Origin of the sequence: Vibrio sp. YMD68 (assembly GCF_029958905.1) — a bacterium.
Taxonomy (GTDB): domain Bacteria; phylum Pseudomonadota; class Gammaproteobacteria; order Enterobacterales; family Vibrionaceae; genus Vibrio.
In genome coordinates, this window is the sequence record NZ_CP124614.1 from 2,304,286 (window position 1) to 2,320,778 (window position 16,493).

The window sequence follows — 16,493 nt, forward strand, 5'->3', positions numbered from 1 at the left end:
TTAACGATGGATATTCCAGAGCAATTTTCCGTTTTGTTTCGATTCATCAAACTCAATGCAAGCAAGCCCAGAGGTCGGGAACATAGGAGGTGCTAAGTCGGTTGCAAATTCAGCGGTCAAGTAGCTCACCAGTGGTAAGTGAGAAACCAATAAAATCGACTCAACATTCTCAACCCCGATAAGCGCATTGACATAGTCAAAGACCTGATCAGACTGACCATAAGGGGTTATATCATCACAGGTTTCAACATTTGGACTCGAAAACTCTGAGCTTATGGCCTGCCATGTTTCCTGTGCTCTTAAGTATGGGCTAACTAACACCTTGTCGAATTGAGAAAAGCCCTTCTGACTGCACGCTTTCGCAACATTGATTGATGCAGAGCGCCCACCAGCGGTGAGTGCTCTTTCAGCATCCGATGCAGCAAAGTGCTCCGCTTCTCCGTGGCGCATAATAAAAACTTTCATTTTAAGCTTCCTACAATTTTTGGGGCTATTTGGGCTAACCGTTGACACTTCAATGGCAGTCTGTTGCTGCTCTATTATTGCCCGTGAAATATGGATAATTATATCAAGTGCATTGCCAAACACTCTGCCTTTTTTAACAATCTATTGAAATCCGAGACTTAAGTAACGTTTATCGCGACTTCTCACTGCTCTAAGTTTGCAGCAGGCGATTTCAAGGCTCATACTTAATGCAATTTATTACCATTTTAATCTTTACGTTCCTCGAAACGGAGTTTCATCGTGCATTTAAGCCCAAATGATACCAACACTTATCGCTACATTACATTGTCTAATGGGTTAAGAACTCTGCTTGTCCACGATCGCAATGCTCAGAAGTCAGCGGCTGCGTTAGCGGTTCAGGTTGGGCACTTTGATGACCCTGACAATCGCGAAGGCTTGGCGCATTTTCTCGAGCACATGCTCTTTTTGGGCACAGCGAAATATCCTAAGATTGGTGAGTTTCAAAGCTATATCAATCAACACGGTGGAAGCAACAACGCATGGACGGGGACTGAGCATACCTGCTTTTTTTTCGATGTCGCGACAAAAGCGTTCGAACAATCACTGGATAGGTTCAGTCAATTCTTTACTCACCCTCTTTTTAATCAAGATGCCCTCGACAAAGAGCGCGAAGCGGTTGATTCTGAATATAAACTAAAGCTGCAAGATGACGCTCGACGGCTTTACCAGGTGCACAAAGAAACGGTGAATCCCCTACACCCATTTTCTAAGTTTTCAGTCGGTAATATTGACACGCTTAGTGATCAAGAAAGTGGCTCGATTCGGGATGAAATTATTGCCTTTTATCAGGACCATTATTCCGCAGACCTTATGACGCTAACGATGGTGGGAAGCCAATCTCTCGAAGACCTCGAATCACTGGCCCGTGATAAGTTTTCTGCGGTCACCAACAATCACCTGCAAGGAAAACACATATCTATACCTTATGTCGGTGACAACAGCACGGGCATCTGGGTGCAAGTTGAGCCGGTAAAAGAGCTTAGAAAACTGACCATCGCCTTCCCTCTCGACAGTATTGATCAGTATTATCAATCTAAGCCATTATCTTACTTAGCCCACTTGCTCGGGTATGAAGGCGAAGGCAGCTTGATGTTGTCACTCAAAGAACAAGGCTTAATCACCTCACTGTCGGCAGGCGGAGGAGTGAGCGGTAATAATTATCGAGAATTCACGATCAGCTGTACATTAACACCAGATGGGCTAAACAGTACCGATCTTATTGTGCAATCTATTTTCCATTTAATTCGTATGATTGAAAAGGATGGCTTTGCAGAGTGGCGATATAAAGAGAAACAAGCGGTTTTAGAGTCAGCGTTTCGTTTTCAAGAGCCGACGACACCACTCGATCTAGCCAGTCACCTGGTTATCAACATGCAGCATTACATCGAGCAAGATGTCATCTACGGTGACTACATGATGAGTCACTACGATGAGCCTTTGATCCGTTCGTTTCTGGCGAAGTTCACTGCCGAGAATGCGCGTATCACCGTTGTAGCCAAAGGGGGAGAATACGACAAAATTGCAAAGTGGTACCACACCCCCTACTCGGTCAGTTCTATCAGCCAAGAGCAGTACACACTTTATCGTTCTCCCTTGCAGCATTGCACTTTGACATTACCTCCCAAAAATACCTTTATTTGCTACGATTTGGACCCGCACCCCGTCGAAGTAGAAAGTGATATTCCAGAGGTCATTGAGCAGCAAGAAGGCTTTACGTTATGGCATCTGCAAGACAGCCAATTTAGAGTCCCTAAAGGGGTCATTTATGTTGCTATCGATAGCCCTCACTCGGTGTCATCAACACGAAACATAGTGAAAACGCGTCTCTGCGTAGAAATGTTTTTAGATACCTTGATGAAAGAGACCTATCAGGCTGAGATAGCCGGTTTGAGTTACAACCTTTACTCTCATCAAGGCGGTGTCACCTTGTCCATCTCTGGCTTTAGCCAAAAGCAGGCGGACTTACTGGGCATGATTCTTTCCCAGTTTGCCGACAGACAATTTAAGCCAGATCGCTTTGAATCAATCAAACAACAGCTGTTGCGAAATTGGCGTAATGCATCACAAGATAGGCCAATTTCCCAACTTTTCAACGCTATTACGGGCATTTTACAACCTAACAACCCGCCTTATTCCGCGCTCATTAAAGCCATTGAAACCATCGAGGTCGATGAACTGGCAAAATTTGTTAACGATATTTTGAGCGAATTGCATGTCGAAATGTTTGTCTATGGCGATTGGACCAGGCCTGCGGCTCTCGAATTAGCGGAGACATTGAAAAATGCATTACGTGTCAGTAATCAATCTTATGAAGAGTCATTGAGGCCACTCATCATGCTTGGGAAAAATGGCACCTTTCAAAAAGAGGTCACGTGCAATCAAGATGATTCTGCTGTCGTTGTTTATTACCAATGTGAAAACACCCATGCCAAGAGTATTGCTCTGTATTCACTGGCTAACCACCTGATGTCTGCCACATTCTTTCATGAGATCCGTACAAAGCAACAACTTGGCTACATGGTAGGCACTGGAAACATGCCGCTTAATCGCCATCCGGGTATTGTTCTGTATGTGCAATCACCCAATGCCGCTCCCATCGATTTGATCAGTTCAATTGACGAATTCCTCAATGCTTTTTACATGGTGCTGCTTGAACTCAATGAATACCAATGGCACAGCAGTAAACGAGGCCTTTGGAATCAAATATCAACACCCGACTCAACCCTGCGCGGACGAGCACAACGGCTCTGGGTATCCATCGGCAACAAAGACAGCAACTTCAACCAAAGAGAAACCGTGCTGCAAGAACTTAAGGAGTTAACACGAAGTGATATGATCCGTTTCGTTGTTAATGAACTAAAGCCCCGAACGGCTAACCGCCTCATTATGCACACCCAAGGGAATGCGCACCATGAAGAGGACGCTCTGGATCTTGGACAAGAAATTGGGTCTATCAGTGAGTTTCAACTAAGACCAAGAGATTGTAATTTGGGTTAAGCCTGTTCGGACTCAACAATCTTTTTCAAAGAGTGGGGGTGGAGTTTGATACACACCCCTTTCCATTTAAACGCAACCGTCGGGTTATTCAGCCTTTCCCCTTCACCTTTAGGGCTTGATAGTTTGATGCTGATTCCACTGTCTTCAAGTTGATGATAAATTGCCCCAAATTCAGGGAATTGGTGTTTTAGATCCGCTAGATAGGCGTCGGCACTGAGAGCATCACTCGCCACAACGAATTCGACATGCTCCCACGTTTGCTCTGGATATACTTTACCCTCGGCAGGATAAGGTAACTCCAAACATTCAATGGGCCAATCTAATGCTCTCAACGGCACATGAAACTCGATAACAATGATCGGCCTACCATTGATCGAGGCTTGCGATAGCACCTTGCCTTCTTTTTGCCATTCAGCATGCGCTGATCTTGCTAGCTCTGGGTCATTGATTCGCATGGCAATGTGATCCGCTTGATATTGAGCCAGATCCAGTCGCAAAATAGAACCCAATTGGGTGATTTTCTGCATAAACTCTGCAAGTTTCGCTTTCATTTGAATAGGCGCTAAGTTCGCTTCGGTAAGGCATGAGGTCATTGTAGGAGTTCCAAAACATTGATTTCGCCATAATACTATCAATAAGCCGATTAAAAGTGGACAAATTCCCCGATAACTCTCTATATGATTGCCTATAAAGTTGCTATTATGAGCGCCAATTACAGAACAATAGAAGTTACGCGTTTAAGCTCAATGACCGAACTGACTGTCCGAACCGATGGCCAGAACTTAGATGCCTAATTTTGCAATTCCAATGAATTGAAGGAAACCCGTGTGAATATCCAAGCACTTATTAATGACAAAGTATCTCAGGCTCTAGAAGCCGCTGGCGCACCTGCAGGCTCTCCTGCTGCTGTTCGCCAATCTGCAAAACCACAATTTGGTGACTATCAAGCAAACGGCGTGATGGGCGTTGCTAAGCGACTAGGCACTAACCCACGAGAATTTGCTCAAAAAGTATTGGACGTTCTAAACCTAGACGGTATCGCTTCTAAAGTTGAAATCGCAGGCCCAGGTTTCCTTAACATTTTCCTGGATGAAGCTTTCCTAGCAAAACAAGCAGACGCAGCATTGGCGGACTCTCGCCTGGGTGTAGCCGTCGCAGAAACGCAAACCATTGTTGCGGATTACTCTGCGCCAAACGTTGCGAAAGAAATGCACGTGGGTCACCTACGTTCAACCATCATCGGTGATGCGGTTGTTCGTACTCTCGAATTTCTAGGCCACAACGTTATCCGTGCTAACCACATCGGTGACTGGGGTACTCAATTTGGTATGCTTATCGCAAACCTTGAGCGCGTTCAGGCTGAGTCTGGTGAAGTTTCCATGGAACTGGCTGACCTTGAAGGCTTCTACCGTGAATCGAAAAAGCTTTACGACGAAGACGAAGAGTTCGCCGTTAAAGCACGTGGCTACGTAGTGAAACTGCAAAGCGGCGACGAGTTCTGCGCACAGATGTGGAAGAAGCTGGTTGACGTTACTATGATTCAAAACCAACGTAACTACGACCGTCTAAACGTATCTCTTACTCGCGATGACGTCATGGGTGAGAGCATGTACAACAGCATGCTTCCAACTATCGTTGCTGATCTGAAAGAGCAAGGCCTTGCTAAAGAAGACGATGGCGCACAAGTGGTCTTCCTAGACGAATACAAGAACAAAGATGGCGATCCAATGGGCGTTATCATCCAGAAGCGTGATGGCGGTTTCCTTTACACAACCACCGATATTGCGTGTGCGAAATACCGTTATGAAACATTAGGTGCTGATCGTGTACTTTACTTCATCGACTCGCGTCAACACCAACACCTAATGCAAGCCTGGACTATCGTTCGTAAAGCAGGTTACATTCCAGAATCTGTGTCTCTTGAGCACCACGCGTTCGGCATGATGCTAGGTAAAGATGGTAAGCCATTCAAGACTCGTGCAGGCGGTACTGTTCGTCTTGCTGATCTTCTTGATGAAGCCGAAGTTCGTGCCGCGAAACTCATTGAATCTAAGAATCCAACGCTGGCAGAAGACGAGAAGAAAGCGATCGCAAACACAGTAGCAATGGCTGCGGTTAAGTACGCAGACCTTTCTAAGCACCGCACTACAGACTACGTGTTCGATTGGGACAACATGCTTGCGTTTGAAGGTAACACTGCACCGTACATGCAATACGCTTACACTCGTGTTGCTTCGGTGTTTGCTAAAGCTGGCGTTTCTATGGACTCTCTTGAAGGTGAAATCAAAATCACTGAAGAGAAAGAGAAAGCACTTATCGCGAAACTTCTACAATTTGAAGAAGCGGTACAGTCTGTTGCTCGCGAAGGTCAGCCGCACATCATGTGTAGCTACCTGTTCGAACTAGCGGGTCAATTCTCTAGCTTCTATGAAGCATGCCCTATCCTTGTGGCTGAAGATGAAACCGTTAAGCAAAGCCGCCTGAAGCTTGCTGCTCTAACTGCTAAGACAATCAAGCAAGGTCTATCGCTTCTAGGTATCGACACTCTAGAACGCATGTAATTACCATTGAATTACAATGATTAAGTACAAAGGTTGATGTGAGGACATCAACCTTTTGTTTTATCTAACGTATACTGATTCAAACAAAATCAATGTGAAGACGATAATGAGCTTTGAACTCCACCCGCAGCTTGCAAAAGACACCACAGTGATTGGTGAGTTTCCACTGAGCCTTGCACTTCTGAGCAAAGACAATGCTGTGCCTTGGGTTATCCTCGTGCCGAAACGCGCCAACCTAAAAGAGCTGCATCATTTACCAATGAAAGAACAACAGCAATTCTTACTTGAGTCTCAAGCGGTCAGCCAAGCACTAGAGGCAACGTTCCAACCAGACAAATTGAACCTAGGTGCGCTGGGCAATATGGTGCCACAACTGCACATCCATCATATTGCACGTTTCAAGGATGATATCGCTTGGCCTGGTCCTGTATGGGGAAACACCAAAGGTGAACAGCGTACTGAAGAACAACAAGCTGCTATTCATACTCGTATTCAAAACGTGTTATCACTCAGCTCTATCTTTAAGAAAGCGTAAAACGAACGGGTCGATTTTCGTTTGAAAAAGACGCAGATCATAGAATACAGATGACAAAAAGCCGCTCACCTAAGGTTGGAAAGCGGCTTTTTTAGTTACCGTACTTATGCAGATGATAACTATCGCATAAAAGATCGAACTACATCATCACGTTAAGCGATAAGCCATCTTGTTTGCTGATGGTGTAGCGAACACGGGTTGTATGGCCATGTTTGTTGGTGTCGACCAAACGAGATACTTTCCCTTTTTTGACCCACACATTGAGCATTGCATCGACGCCATCTTCACTCATACCAAATTTTGAAGCCAGCTCTTTACGCGCAGCAACGCCCTGGCTATCAATGTATTGATGAAGTTCAGTTAAAATCATACGACCTGCACCTCTAGCACTTTCTGCTTAGTTCCAACGTTCTTAAATACGCGATACGTCACGACAAAACCACCAGCGATAGCCACCATCCAAACGGAGCTGCTAACCGGGTGAGCAGCAAAGTTTGCCGCTTGGTAGTAGAAGGTCGCACCAAAGTACCCAAGGGCCATCGTCCAAACTGCGATAAAGCGAGCAAACATCTGACCAAACTCACGAACGTATGCACCCATTGCAGCGACACACGGTGTGTACAGCAAGATTAGGATTAGGTAAGCAAACGCAGCATGACCTGATACAAATTTGTCTTTCAAGTTACCAAAGATAGAGGTGTCAACCTCTTGATCCGCCGCCACAGAGCTTGCGTCAGACAAATCACCCACTTCAATACCTAATGGATCTGAGTAGCTCAAACCAGATAAGTTTTCAGGGATAGTCATTACCGCTTCTTGCAGGGTTGCTGCTAAGTCAAATTCAGCCGCGTCTTCATCAGATGGCGTGGTGTATAGACTGTTTAATGTACCTACGACGGCTTCTTTAGCGAATATACCCGTAATAATACCCACAGTTGCAGGCCAGTTTTCTTCCGTAATACCGATCGGTTGGAACACAGGAGTGACAACTTGAGCCGCTTTAGATAGCACGGAGTTCTCGCTGTCCTCGTTACCGAAAGTGCCATCCATACCCAATGAGTTTAGAAAGCTAAGAATAGCCACAACCATCACTATCGTTTTACCTGCACCCAGTACGAAACGCTTCAGCTTCTGCCAAGTTTTTAGCATTACGTTTTGCACTGTCGGCAATTCGTAATCTGGCATTTCCATTACTAAGCTATCGCTGCTACCTGGATAGAGAGTGTTCTTAAGGAACAGACCCGTAAACACAGAAGCAACGATACCCATGATGTACAGAGCGAACACAACATTTTGACCTGCGCCAGGGAAGAACGCTGCAGCGAACAGCGCATATACCGGTAAACGTGCACCACAAGACATAAATGGCGCCATTGATGCAGCCAGTTTACGTTCACGCTCTTGGTCAAGAGTGCGAGTTGCCATAATAGAAGGTACGTTACAACCGAAACCAAGTACCAGTGGCACAAACGCTTTGCCTGGCAAGCCAATCTTTTGCATCACTTTATCAAGTACAAATGCCGCACGAGCCATGTAACCCGAGCTCTCTAGTATCGCTAAGAATAGGTAAAGCGCAGCGATAACGGGTATAAAGGTCGCAACGGTTTGAATACCGCCACCGATACCATCAGCGAGTATGGTGACTAACCAAACAGGTAAGTGCTCATCTAATAAGTAATGCCCACCATCAACCAGTATTGCACCAACACTAATATCAAAAAAGTCGATGAACGCACTACCGATGTTGATGGAGAACATAAACATGAAATACATGATGACAAAGAAGAAAGGGATACCGATCCATTTATTCAAAATGAATTGGTCTGCTTTCTCGGTAAAGCTGCGACTCAGTTTACCTTCTGTTTTGCGAACCTTTTTACATAGTTCATGCAAGTAAGTGTACTTTGTATCGGCGACCAACAAGTCGATATCTATATTGCAGCTTGTTTGTAGTTGAGTGACCGTGTTTCGCTCCTCACTACTCAGTGTATTGAGTACCAAGCGATCATTTTCTAATGCTCGAATGGCCAATGCCCGGCGGGTCACCGTTGTATCCGCGAAGATCGGTTCGATTTGTTTAATGCAATGCTCAAAATCACTGCTATAGCTAAGGTCTAACTCACGAGGTGGGATACCTTGAACAATCCGCTTATGTAGGCTCTTTTTAAAGGCACTGACTTTTGATCTATCGGTGGCCGATAGCTCGATAACTGGACACCCAATCACTTTCTCTAATTTTTGGGCATCAATGTGCTGTCTTTCTCTTTTTAGCGCATCTATTTTATTAAGAACAACAATCATTGGTCGTCCTAATTCTCTTAATTGAAGCGTCATATAAAGAGAACGTTCTAGGCATGTCGCATCAACGACATTGACAATAAGGTCAGCAGGGTGAGTCAACACCGCTCTTGACGCAATGGATTCATCAATGCTGTTCGCATCGTTACCACTGTCTAATGCATAGATTCCCGGTAAATCAGTCAAATCGAAATCTTCACCTGCATGAGAAAACGAGCCTGTCTTTTTTTCTACCGTGACGCCAACCCAATTGCCCACTTGTTGCTTGGCACCGGTGAGTGCATTAAATAACGTGGTTTTACCACTGTTTGGGTTTCCCACCGTCAATATCTGGTAACTCATTCGCTGATCTCCACTGTAATTTGAGCAGCAATGTTATGTCTGAGTGCTAAAGAAACACCTCTTACATCCACCTGTAGCGGATCACCTAGCGGGGCCCTTCGGATCAGTGTTACTGGCGTTTTGGGAAGCACCCCCATCACCATGAGTTTTTTTCGAGTGTCTAGAGGCATTGAGTCAAAGGATTTTATGACTGCGCTCTCACCTTGTTTTAATTCAGATAACTTCATATTCACGCCATATCAATGGTAATGAGAAGGATTATTATTAACAGTGGCGATTGTAGAGGTAACTGACCTTGAAGATATTGTGTGAAATCAAACTTTCCAGTAATGGTGATGTCAATTTCGTAAGTTATCGCTACGTCAAAAACGTCAATTTGTTAACTTCACCTCTCAATCAATGTCATCTGTTTTTTTACATGAGCTCTCATGATTAAATTAAGTTAACAAAAACAGTTGCTTATAAAATCCCACTAGCATGTCGGTTTTCTTACATTACATTGTCGTTAATTTTATACGTGAAATAAGTGGTCTAATTTATAGTTATTCACGTCGAGAGGGTTTTCCTCTAAACAAATTCCAGAGGTGGTGTGGTTCCTACCATACCACTCCGGCAGCAAGCGAAGGTGTCATTGACACCCGTGGTATAGTCCCCCGGCTATGCCACGACATTTTTTTTCTTTGTACACGTCAAGTCTCTACTTCTAGCTTAACCTCATCACCTCGATACACACCAAACCGATTAAAATAAAACCAATAAGATAACGGCTACTGACCGTCTTTGTTCTTTGTTCTTTGTTCTTTGTTCGAGTCTATTCGCCTTCATTGTTGCCATTTATTGGCGATAGATATGAATAGATAGATATGGACTTGAAAATAAGAATGAATAGAGTGACTGAAGTTTTAGGCGTGGCTTATGAAGAGTGTTTATGACATACCCACCTAGCGGAGAAAAGTACCTGATTATACTTTTCTCGTCCAGAGTTGGGATTTGTTACCATTGATACGTCGCTATCTTTGACTATGATTTATTATTCTGAGGCAGCTCGTTGCCCTCGATGAACTGTGTTGGTGAAACACCGAAGTGATGCTTAAATCGTTGGCTAAAGTATGAAGCATCGTTATAGCCACAATCAAAAGCGACGTCAGACACTTTATCGCCGGCTAATAGTCTTTTGGCCGCTTTTTCTAGGCGGTATTCATTAAGGTACTCTTTAAAGGTTTTGCCATAGTTTGCTTTAAAGCGTCTTTGGAGGCTGCGTTCTGAGATGAAAAGCAGTGCGGCGGCGGCGGCTGTACCAAAATCGGCATTTTCATAGTGTTTGCCTACCAAGCTCTCTATTTTATACATCCAATTTTGATCGGCATTGCTCACCCCTTCACGTTCATTTGATTCGCTTTCTTCAGCGTCATTATGGTCAGGTACTGCATTGGTTTCAGCGACGGGCCAAAAAATTTCTATCAAATTACGCTCTTCAGAAATAAAATACGCAAGCTTGCCTCCACTTTCGGCAACAAGCGTAGGTAGGTTGTGTACACTTAGATCCATAGAAGTGACTTGTTCATACCCTTCTAGGTCGGGAAACGCCCGACCGCTGTCGATCATTTTCAAGGCAGCGATACCATCAGCACTACTCACCTCAATCTGGATGTTTTGATTTTTAAAACACCGCTCTAAAACACTATCAAGCAATGTATTGATCACGACATCTAAATTGAAGTTGCTAAGCTCAACCCAAACGCTTTCCTCTGCACTGTTAAACTCGATACAGATGCCTGACTTTGTCAATTCTGACTGCCAGCCGGATAAAACCGTAGAGGTCACTAGAAATAAATCGAATATCTGCTTAGTACCGCTGCCATTACTTTTTGCATCACGAAGAATTTCCAACTCCTTAGAAACCAATCTGATGATTTCTTGAGAGGATAGTCCTCTCTCTCTTCGATTGTTACGCGCTAGACTATTCAAGTTGTCCTGTACTGAAGTGATCACTTGATTGTAAATTAGATGCCTAACTTCCAACTGCTTCCTCAGTTGCTTGTTATTCGTGAGCAAAATGCGACTTTGATGGCGTAATTGGTTGGTTTTTAGAGAGACTTTTGCTTTTAGCATTTTATTTGATGCTGACATCAGACGAGATCGCCAAAGCGACACTAGACCAACAAAAATCATTGTCATCAAAACGCCAGCGACAATGGCCCAAGCACTAAGATACCAGGGCTCTAAGACAACAAACTCTTGCGACGTAAACTCACTGTCACCGCGAATAGAGGACGCAACTTTGAGATGCAATGTATGTGAACCAGGCATTAAATGATCAAAGGAAAGTTGGCGTCCTTCTAGTTTGAACCACTCCTTCTCGTCATCCATACGATAATAAAGACTATCGATATTACTTCGTGGGACAACACCCATTAAAAATCCGACAGAATCACCGTAATTAATGGTAAAACGCTCCGACAGCTTAACGCCTAAACTTATCGGTTCTTGATTCACGCTTATCTGACTAAACAGGAGCTGGCCAGTCGGCAAAGGATCGTTAAGCAGTGCTGTTTCACTGACTAGAATTAGACCTGTTGTTGTGCCCAGCAATAGATCATTAACACCGTTGTTACTGGGGTCACATAGACTAGAAACAAATTCATTGTTTAACACGCCAAATGGCGCACCTATATGTTTGCTCAGCTCTCCATCACTGTCATAGAATGACAAACCAGCGGTGGAGGTTAACCAGATTCCACCCTGGTTCTGAATAAGGCATTTAGGGCTGATATTTTGTTCCACCATAGAAATGGGGAAGATGTGTTCTTTTTTGTCCTCAACTCTAAATACACCGTAAGTAGAAGCAACCCAGATAGCCGTATCTACTTCCTTGATGGCAACAACATGACCGTATTGACTACTGTCTTTATAAAAGCGAACCTCACCATTTTTTAATTGGTAGAGGCCATGATCCGTACCGATAAATAATCCGGACAATTCTGTTGCTCTCAGCAGCGTCACGCTGGCTGGTTTAAATCGACTTACCATCCATAGATCACCGTGATCTTTAAAATGACTGGTATTCAAGTTATAAGACCATAGGTTCGATCCTTTGACTCCCCATAAGTTGCCTTTTGAATCTAACTCTATCTGCTCTATCGTTTTGGATTTTATACTATTGGGTAATCCATCATCCGCGATGACATTGCCTGTATTGATGTCAATACAAACAATGCCTGATCGTGTTGCTACCAACAACATATCGCCGTATTGAGCTAAATCGAACACTTCACTTTGATCATAGATTAATGTTGTGGAAGGTTTGTCTTGCAACGCCACAAGGTATAATGCTTTATCTGAGACCAACCAATGGCCTTCTCGATTTTCATTTTTGACAATTTTCTTGAGTGATTCCCCACCACTGTTATAGGTCAACATGTGCGTCGGAATTCGGCGAAACTTTTCACTGTAGAGTGAAAAGTAACGAATACCTTGTTCAGTCGCGATCCAAATCCCCTGACGCGTGTCATTGATAAGAGAATAAATTTTATTTCCAGTAAGATCGTATTTAGCGCTCACCCCACCTTCTAGCTGTTTGGTTTCACCGGTAGCGAAAGAATAAACAAATAATCCTACTTCTGTTCCAATCCAATATTCATTCTTTGTTTCGGCGATAGAAAGAACATGATGTTCACTTATAAATTTTGGCGGCGCTTGTGGCTGAGTAATGTCGATAACAAGCGCCCCTCTTATTGATCCAACTACTAATTCTCGCCTTGATGCTGAGAAGTACAATGTTTCTATGTAGTGCTTGCCAGAAGAGGCAACATGAACAAGCTCAGACTCATCGGATAAAAACACGCCAGAATTTGTCGCTAACACCCATTTAGAAAAAATGAATTGAGCATCATTGATATCAACCCGACTGGCATCGCTTGATTGGTAAAGTTGCATCAAAGAGTAGGTATTGAAGTCGCCAGTATCAATATGATATGTATAGAAATTACTATCATCGGCCACCCAGATATAACGTTTAGATGAACCGATAGATCGTATGTTTGTACCGGGGGTTAAGCTAAGTACTAGCTCTCTTTGGTGATTAGGTTTTGAACGATAAATTTCATTATCGGCAAATGACCAAAAAGACTGGTCTAAATAAACCAATTGCTCCGAGATGAAGTCTAATGCGGAACCGCTACTTGGTAGGGTATTGTCACCATCGTAAAAAACAACACGCCCATGAACATCATGGATCCAGATGCCACCTTGCTCGCTGAGGAAGAGTTCTTTTGCAGCAATAACACGCCCTTCTGCCTGGGTCGACAAAGGGTAAAAAATTGAAGGCATACTGTCTATCGCTACCGCTAATCTTGGTAACGAAGAGAAGAGAATGAATAAACAAAAACGAAATAGCAAACTATACCCTTTCAGCATCAAAGTCCGTGTATTGCTACGCCATGAAAGAATAATAGTCACACATTAAAGTTAAGCGAACGTTGCTTGTGCTTTTAGGTGAGTGTTTTTTTGCGGCGCTAATTTTGCAGTGTATATGAACCCCTGCAGATATTCAGCTGACAATACCGCAAAAAAACGTTTTGTTTGTAGTTTTAAATGTATCGCTGGTCGATCGTGGGTTTATTTAAGGCACTCGACAAAGCTGTCGGCCAGAGAATGAATAAACACAAAGTAGCTATCGGCCTGAACAGTAATCTCTGAACCAATAGGATCAAGCTCTCCTAGCCCTACATTACTACCTCGGGTTACAGACTCTACAATTGCTGGGGTAAATTGTGGCTCTGAAAATACGCACTTGGCTTGATTTTCCTGTAAAGTTTTCTTAATCGCTATTAGGCTTTTTGCACCTGGCTTCCTATCCGGGCTAACGGTAAAGTAACCCAAGTGGTTCAATTGATAATCGGATTCAAAATATCCATAAGCGTCATGGAAGACATAGTAGCCATTTTTCTTAACTGGTTTTAGCTTATCTTCAATCAGCGCTTTTTCTTTTTTTAACCGCAATTCAAACATCTGATAGTTTTGTTGGTACTGCTCACGGTTGCTCGGCTCTAGTAAAGATAAGCGATCAGCTAGGGCCTTTGCGACCTGTAATGTAGGCTCGTAACCTAACCAAAAATGAGGATCATGGTCACCATGATCATGACCATCATGTTGACCATGGTCGTGATCTCCTTGGTACTCTCGCAAGGCAAGATGAGGAATGTCACTTAATGTAAGTACGTTGTTTTGATTCGACAAAACACCGGTTAAGAAGGGTTCTAAATCGTTCCCATACCAAACCACAAGATCGGCGCTACGGATACGTCGTATGTCAGAAGGACGCAATGCATAATCATGAGGGGACGTGTTGTTTGCTAGCAATACATCGGCATCACCGGCGTTGAGCGTTATTTCAGTGGCGATCATTTGAATCGGCTTAATGCTCGTCAGTAGGTTCATTGCCCAAGCAGAGTTAATATTAAAAAATAGGATTGAAGCAATTAATAAACGAAATCTCATTTGCGTGCCAGTCATCGTTCTGTAGAATATGAAGGGAATGGATGTTACATTATAACAATAGCTAATTGCAAATGAGTTCTATTTATGCCCCCCTTGATTGAGTTAAACAATATCTGCGTAACGTTTAACAATAAGCGCGTCTTAGACAATGTTAACTTAACACTTGAACGAAAAAAAATAACCACGCTCATCGGGCCTAACGGAGCCGGAAAGTCGACCTTAGTTAAGGTTTTACTAGGCCTCCAAAAGGTTGACTCTGGAATCGTGAAACGTGGGGCTTCATGCAAAATAGGCTATGTTCCTCAAAAGCTAAGACTGAACGATGCGCTCCCCCTGAATGTAAAACGCTTTTTGCAATTGGCTGGGCGCTACAGTGCGCAAGAAATTCTCGACGCATTAAAATTGGTCAAAGCTGAGCACCTTATTAGTAACAACATGCATCAATTATCAGGTGGCGAAAATCAACGTGTATTAATAGCAAGAGCTTTACTACAAAGACCAGACGTATTGGTCCTTGATGAGCCAGCACAAGGCGTTGATATACAGGGACAGATTGACCTTTACAATCTTATTGATGATATTCGCCATCGGTTTAGCTGCGCTGTTTTTATGGTGTCTCACGATCTTCACCTAGTGATGGCAAAGACCGATGACGTGATCTGCTTACACCACCACATATGCTGCTCAGGATCGCCACAAGACATCACGCAACACCCAAGCTACATCGCGCTATTTGGCCACAGTGGTCGTGAATCGCTCGCTATCTACCATCATCAGCATGATCATCACCACCATGATTTATCCGGTAACCCTGTAACCGGTAATGCCACAGAATGCGCCAACCATAACCACGGACACACTCATGATTGATTTTCTCCTTCCTTCACTTTTGGCGGGACTCGGTATTGCACTGATCGCTGGACCGCTGGGATCTTTTGTTGTTTGGAGAAAGATGGCCTATTTTGGCGATACTTTAGCCCATGCTTCTTTAATGGGCTTAGCACTTGGCTTTCTATTGAACATTAATCTCTACTTAGCGTTGCTTGTTTGTTGTCTAGGTTTAGCATTGATTCTTGTGACTCTGCAAAAGCAAAAATTGGTTGCAACTGACACGTTACTCGGCATTCTAGCGCACAGTTCCCTCTCTCTAGGCTTAATCGCCGTCAGTTTTTTAGATTCTGTTCGTATCGATTTAATGAGCTATTTGTTCGGAGATTTACTGGCTGTCGCTCCTGCTGATTTAGTTATAATCTACGCAGGTGTGGCGGTCGTAGCCATAACACTGTTCATTTTCTGGCGACCATTGCTTTCTGCGACAATCAATGAAGATTTAGCGGCTGTCGACGGGATCAACATCGACTTAATGCGACTGATCCTCATGCTCATGGTTGGGCTGGTTATCGCCGTAGGAATGAAATTTGTCGGTGCACTGATCATGACGTCACTGTTAATTATCCCGGCAGCGACCGCTCGAAAACTGGCTCAAACCCCTGAACAGATGGCCATTTTCGCTTCGATTATTGGTGCTCTTTCTGTCTGTGGCGGGTTGTATTTGTCCTGGCACTTTGACACCCCTGCAGGGCCATCGGTTGTCATCAGTGCGACTTGTATGTTTATGCTAAGCCAGTTTGTAAAAGCGCCTAGGAGCTAATTCAAGCTGTATTCAACAAGCGTTTGTTGCCGTCAATTTATCGACTATAGACGCTTAACAAAAAGGCTTCCAACTGGAAGCCTTT

General features: G+C 43.8%; 12 protein-coding genes. 5 read left to right on the forward strand and 7 right to left on the reverse strand.

The window, feature by feature from the left end; all coding sequences use genetic code 11:
- On the reverse strand, positions 1-465 hold the full coding sequence (gene sixA / locus QF117_RS16375; RefSeq protein ID WP_282386854.1) for a phosphohistidine phosphatase SixA: 465 nt from the start codon (positions 463-465) through the stop codon (positions 1-3).
- Between the two features lie 279 nt (positions 466-744).
- Between sixA and QF117_RS16380 the strand changes: the two genes are divergently transcribed.
- On the forward strand, positions 745-3,522 hold the full coding sequence (locus QF117_RS16380; RefSeq protein WP_282386855.1) for an insulinase family protein: 2,778 nt from the start codon (positions 745-747) through the stop codon (positions 3,520-3,522).
- On the opposite strand, the gene QF117_RS16385 is transcribed toward QF117_RS16380, so the two are convergent.
- The gene (locus QF117_RS16385) at positions 3,519-4,115 is read right to left on the reverse strand and encodes a VOC family protein (protein WP_282386857.1); all 597 of its coding nucleotides are present in this window, start codon (positions 4,113-4,115) and stop codon (positions 3,519-3,521) included. The genes QF117_RS16380 and QF117_RS16385 overlap by 4 nt on opposite strands.
- A gap of 234 nt (positions 4,116-4,349) precedes the next feature.
- Here QF117_RS16385 and argS point away from each other — a divergent pair, with 234 nt between their 5' ends.
- Positions 4,350-6,083: an arginine--tRNA ligase gene (argS, locus tag QF117_RS16390; RefSeq protein ID WP_282386858.1), complete on the forward strand. Its 1,734-nt coding sequence runs from the start codon at positions 4,350-4,352 to the stop codon at positions 6,081-6,083.
- Between the two features lie 106 nt (positions 6,084-6,189).
- Positions 6,190-6,618, forward strand: a complete 429-nt coding sequence (locus QF117_RS16395) for an HIT domain-containing protein (RefSeq protein ID WP_282386860.1) — start codon at positions 6,190-6,192, stop codon at positions 6,616-6,618.
- Between the two features lie 139 nt (positions 6,619-6,757).
- On the opposite strand, the gene QF117_RS16400 is transcribed toward QF117_RS16395, so the two are convergent.
- The 5 genes from QF117_RS16400 to znuA form a co-directional block, all read right to left on the reverse strand.
- Complete coding sequence (locus QF117_RS16400) at positions 6,758-6,988, reverse strand: FeoC-like transcriptional regulator (RefSeq protein WP_282386861.1); 231 nt, start codon at positions 6,986-6,988, stop codon at positions 6,758-6,760.
- A complete protein-coding gene (feoB, locus tag QF117_RS16405; protein WP_282386863.1) occupies positions 6,985-9,258 on the reverse strand; it encodes a Fe(2+) transporter permease subunit FeoB in 2,274 nt (757 codons plus the stop codon). Before feoB ends, QF117_RS16400 begins: the two co-directional genes overlap by 4 nt.
- Complete coding sequence (locus QF117_RS16410; protein ID WP_017035354.1) at positions 9,255-9,485, reverse strand: FeoA family protein; 231 nt, start codon at positions 9,483-9,485, stop codon at positions 9,255-9,257. The genes feoB and QF117_RS16410 overlap by 4 nt, the downstream gene beginning before the upstream one ends.
- Positions 9,486-10,278: 793 nt before the next feature.
- The gene (locus QF117_RS16415; protein WP_282386867.1) at positions 10,279-13,587 is read right to left on the reverse strand and encodes an AraC family transcriptional regulator; all 3,309 of its coding nucleotides are present in this window, start codon (positions 13,585-13,587) and stop codon (positions 10,279-10,281) included.
- 288 nt (positions 13,588-13,875) lie between these two features.
- Positions 13,876-14,772 carry a zinc ABC transporter substrate-binding protein ZnuA gene (znuA, locus tag QF117_RS16420; RefSeq protein ID WP_282386868.1) on the reverse strand — a complete coding sequence of 299 codons (897 nt, stop codon included), beginning with the start codon at positions 14,770-14,772 and terminating at the stop codon, positions 13,876-13,878.
- Positions 14,773-14,841: 69 nt separating this feature from the next.
- Here znuA and znuC point away from each other — a divergent pair, with 69 nt between their 5' ends.
- Positions 14,842-15,627: a zinc ABC transporter ATP-binding protein ZnuC gene (znuC, locus tag QF117_RS16425; protein WP_282386869.1), complete on the forward strand. Its 786-nt coding sequence runs from the start codon at positions 14,842-14,844 to the stop codon at positions 15,625-15,627.
- Complete coding sequence (gene znuB, locus QF117_RS16430) at positions 15,620-16,408, forward strand: zinc ABC transporter permease subunit ZnuB (RefSeq protein WP_282386871.1); 789 nt, start codon at positions 15,620-15,622, stop codon at positions 16,406-16,408. The genes znuC and znuB overlap by 8 nt, the downstream gene beginning before the upstream one ends.
- The last annotated feature ends 85 nt before the right edge of the window (positions 16,409-16,493 follow it).